3 protein-coding genes and 1 pseudogene are annotated in these 3,970 nt (G+C 69.0%); 3 read left to right on the plus strand and 1 reads right to left on the minus strand.

Going from position 1 to position 3,970, the window contains the following annotated elements:
* Positions 1–1,397: 1,397 nt before the first annotated feature.
* Positions 1,398–1,676 (plus strand): hypothetical protein, encoded by a 279-nt coding sequence (locus tag VF468_24860; GenBank protein ID HEX5881519.1) that lies wholly within the window; start codon positions 1,398–1,400, stop codon positions 1,674–1,676.
* A gap of 384 nt (positions 1,677–2,060) precedes the next feature.
* Positions 2,061–2,441, plus strand: coding sequence for a helix-turn-helix domain-containing protein (locus tag VF468_24865; protein ID HEX5881520.1), 381 nt, complete (start codon positions 2,061–2,063; stop codon positions 2,439–2,441).
* Positions 2,442–2,726: 285 nt separating this feature from the next.
* Here VF468_24865 and VF468_24870 read toward each other — a convergent pair whose 3' ends face one another.
* Complete coding sequence (locus VF468_24870; protein HEX5881521.1) at positions 2,727–3,335, minus strand: GNAT family N-acetyltransferase; 609 nt, start codon at positions 3,333–3,335, stop codon at positions 2,727–2,729.
* Positions 3,336–3,684: 349 nt separating this feature from the next.
* Here VF468_24870 and VF468_24875 point away from each other — a divergent pair.
* A pseudogene (locus VF468_24875) lies at positions 3,685–3,970 on the plus strand (recombinase family protein).

Here is a 3,970-nt window from a genome sequence, read left to right on the forward strand (position 1 = left end):
AGGAAGTGTCCACCTCCGCCTAGCACCAGCCCGAGCCGACGCAAATCCCGGCGGGGGCATGCCACTCAGGGATTGGATCGTGGCGGTCGTGGTTGGCGGTGGCCTGCAGCCGTGCCGTTGGTGGGTCGAGGGCCATAGTTCACTCCATTCTTGTAGGACTGATGGAGTGGCACGACCCGCGGAAAGGCTGAATAGCACGGCGCTGGGCCGTCGATCTCTGACAAGCGTCTGATGGCCATGCTCGGCCACCCGCGACGGATGAGAAATGGGCTGGTCATCCGGCCGACGTTGGTGCTGCTTGGTGCCGCGAGCCCGCTGATAGGTCTGACGTGGGGGCCTCGGGCACCCCGCACTGTTGCCGCGAGCACGAGACTGAGATTCCCCGGGTAGAGGCTCCTCCGGTGACACCCTGCTGCTGGCGTGCCTGGAGGAGGCGAGGAGATGGAGCGCTGGTCGAGCGCTGCGCCGGCTTGGACGTGCACAAGGGTTCGGTGACCGCCTGCGTGCGGGTGCCCGACGGCCATGGTGGGCGCTACGCCGGGACCCGCCGGTTCGCCACGACCACCGCGGGCCTGATGTGCGGGCCGAGTGGCTGGCCAGCTACCGGGTGACCCGGGTGGGATGGAGTCGACCGAGTGCTACTGGAAGCCGGTCTGGCACCTTCTCGAGGACCAGGTGGAGTGCTGGCTGCTGAACGCGGCCCACATGCACAACGTCCCTGGGCGTAATCCCTACGACGCCGATGCGGCCTGCATCGTCCAGCTGGTCGAGTGCGGCCGGCCAGCCTCCTGCGCGACGACACCTCCGTCAGGCTGGCAGAAACGTACCGTTTGATCCGCTGTGCGTAGCTACGCCCTATGCGGCCGGTAAGCGGACGGCTTGCCGGGACATCCAAGAAGTCGGAAGAACCAGCCGAACCAGGACGATGCACTATGCCAACACCACCCCCTCGGCATCTGGCAAGGCCACGGCGGCCCTGGAGACTGCTGCTGTTCGTCTTCGGGCTCACCACCGCGGTCCTGGCTGCTCTGGTGGCCTCGGCCACCCTGCTGCCCCAGCCCGAACCGCCGCGCCGGGTCCCCGGCGTCGCGCTGCCGACGGTGCCAACCAAGCAAGCCCCGACGTCAGCGTCGACCACCACCACTGCTTTCCGGGAGCCGACCACCACGCCGCCCCCTTCCACCACTCCGAACCCTGGGCGGCGAGCCGTCAGCAGACCGACCACGACCACCGGACCGGCCACGGCCCAGGCGCCGGCCACCGTCGGTGGCACGACAACCACCACGGCACCTTCCGTTGTTGGCGCCACCACCCAGCCCACCGTCACCGCGCCATCGACCACGGCCGGGCCCACCACCACCGCGCCATCGACCACGGCAGTGTCCACGACCACGCTGGTGACCACGACCAGCATCGCACCCACCACCGGGCCGACCACCACCACCACCACCGGACCGACCACGACCGGCGCCGCGCCGACCACGACTGGGCTGGCAACGACCACGACCGGACCAGCGGTCCTGCCCGGCAGCCAACCAGCAAGCGTCTCGGCCGCGGCCGTCGGTGCGTTCCTGCCCATCCTGGCTCTGCTGTACCTGCTGCGCGGGCTGGTTCCACGGGCCGGCGGGACACACGCCAGGCGGCGCCGCGCCAACCACCCCCGCCGCCGCGGCTAATCCCACCCGGCAGCAGGCCGGCACAACCAAGCCTGGGGTCGCCTTCCTTGAGCTCGGTCCACCCCGAGTTCACCCCCTCGGGCGACAGCCGATGGCGGCCCAGGACCAACGCGGTGATGCGCAAGCACGCTGGCGGCTGGCGGAGAAGCCAAGTACTCCAAACGCGGCCATGGCCGTGCACCGCCTCGCCGAGCCAGGCGCAGCGCGTGCCAGCGACCCGAGCGCAAGGCCAGGGCGCAGGGGCTTAACCCCGCCTGGAGGGGACTCCCCGAGCTGGTCGGCCTGCACACGGTGCAGCTGGGCCGCGGCGGCGTCCCGACTTGAATCGCCGTCCGGCGCACTAGGTAGCTGGGTGCCAAAACGACCCAAGCGGGCTATGGCGGGATGCTTGGTCTGGTCTCGATAATCGTCCTGTTCGTCCCAGCACCAGCCGCGGCACCGAGGAACCATCGGTGCCGAGGGCCGTCACCATCGGTGTCGGAGGAACAACCGGTCACCACCGGCCCGGCGCCGCCGCCGGCGTCCGCCGTACGAAAGGGATGCGCCGTGGCAGCCCAATCCAGCCCCAAGGCCGCAACCACCTCTCCCAGCTACCTCCATACCGCCGAGGTGGCCGACATCCTGCATGTCTCACCCAAGACCGTGTCCCGCTGGGCCAAGGAAGGCAAGCTACCCTTCTTGAAGACCCTGGGCGGCCATCGGCGCTACCCCGAAGCCGAGATCCGCGAGCTGGCCGAGGCACTTCGCGAGGAGACGACCGCCTAGCGGTCCCGTTGGTTCGTCAGGGGCGGCAGATCCGGACCGGTCCGCCAAGGCCATGGTTGAAGACTCGGTCTGTTCCTCCACGCCCCTCAGCACCGCTCACGATGCATCGTCGGCCCAGCTACCTGCCTGAGACCCGGGCGAGGGCGTGGAACCCTGACCACCACGACAGGTGTGCCGGCGCAATGGCCGTACCTTGAGCGTGCATCCGTCGAGCCAGACAGGTCAACCACATCACGGTGGACGACCGCGCGTCGGGAGTAGGACAGCCACTGAGTGATCACCCGCTCAAGGGCGGGACTCGCGCCACATGGGCCAGATCTTTGGGCCACCCGGGATCGCGACCTCGCTGGTGACCTCGAAGCCGTGGCGGCCGTATAACGCGAGGTTCCGCTCGCTCGACGACTCCAGGTAGGCAGGCATCCCGTCGGCGTCCACGCGGGCAAGGACGTGGGAGAGCAGGGCCGAGCCCATCCCTCGTCCCTGCGCCGCCGGCTCGGTGCCCAGGATGAACAGGTACCAGTGGGACGGATCGTGGGGATGCCGCGCCTCCATGCGGTCGAGCCCACCCAGGACCGAGGCGGTCCGCAGGCCAAGGAACCGGACCAGGGGAGGCAGCAGCCGCAGCCGCTGCGGGCCGGACAGCTGCCATCGCCCGGGCGGCGGGAGCCAGACCGCGGCCGCCGACCCGTCGGCGGTCATCCAGACCTGGTCGTGGAGGAAGGCCAGCTTGCGGAGGCGGAACTCCATGAAGGCGGGCAGGACGCGGCGGCGGCGCCGCTGGTCCGGGAAGATCCAGGCAATGACCGGGTCGTCCTGGAAGGCTGACGCCAGCGCCTGGGCCAGCCGAGGGGCATCGGCCAGGGTGGCTTTGCGAACCGACGACCCAGTCGCCATGGCCTGCTTTCTTCGCCTGAGACCAACAGGACCTCTGTCAGCTATCGTAGCCGCCACTGGTGGCCGCTCGGGTCTGGGCGTTTTGAACGCATCCCTTCGCCCCCGACGCTCGGTGATGACCTGGGGAAACGCCGCTCCGCACAGCGCTGAGCCCTCGATACCTGATAAGGATGAGGTCTCAGCTAGAGGCCACGCTGTTCGAGTCCAGGCCAGCTGTCGCATATACGGGTCGTTTCTGCGACAGGCCACGCGCCCCAGTCGCCAGGGCCGTTAGCGGTGTCCAGAACCCGTGTCCGAAATCAACGTCACACAACCAGCCCTGTCAGAGGGTTGTGAGACGGTCAGCGGCATGGGACACCTACTCGGCTAACCCTCGTCTCCACCACCGACCAGCAACCCCAGCTCCAGGTCGACACCCTGGAGCGTGCCGGCTGCTATCGGGTGTTCACCGAGACCGCCAGCGGTACCCGCGCCGACCGCCCCGTCCTCGAGCAAGTGCTGGACCCAGCTCCGCCCCGGCGACACCCTCGTCGTGTGGAAACTGGACCGGCTGGGACGGTCGTTGCGGCACCTGGTTGACACCATCACCGGCCTGGCCGATCAAGGGGTCGGGTTCCGCAGCCTCCAGGAAGCAA

The organism is Actinomycetota bacterium, from assembly GCA_036280995.1.
GTDB lineage: Bacteria > Actinomycetota > CALGFH01 > CALGFH01 > CALGFH01 > CALGFH01.

Excerpts from the sequence above, each read along its gene's own strand:
- VF468_24870 (HEX5881521.1), bottom strand. The coding sequence starts at position 3,335 with ATGGCGACTGGGTCGTCGGTTCGCAAAGCCACCCTGGCCGATGCCCCT.
- VF468_24865 (HEX5881520.1), top strand. The coding sequence starts at position 2,061 with ATGCTTGGTCTGGTCTCGATAATCGTCCTGTTCGTCCCAGCACCAGCC.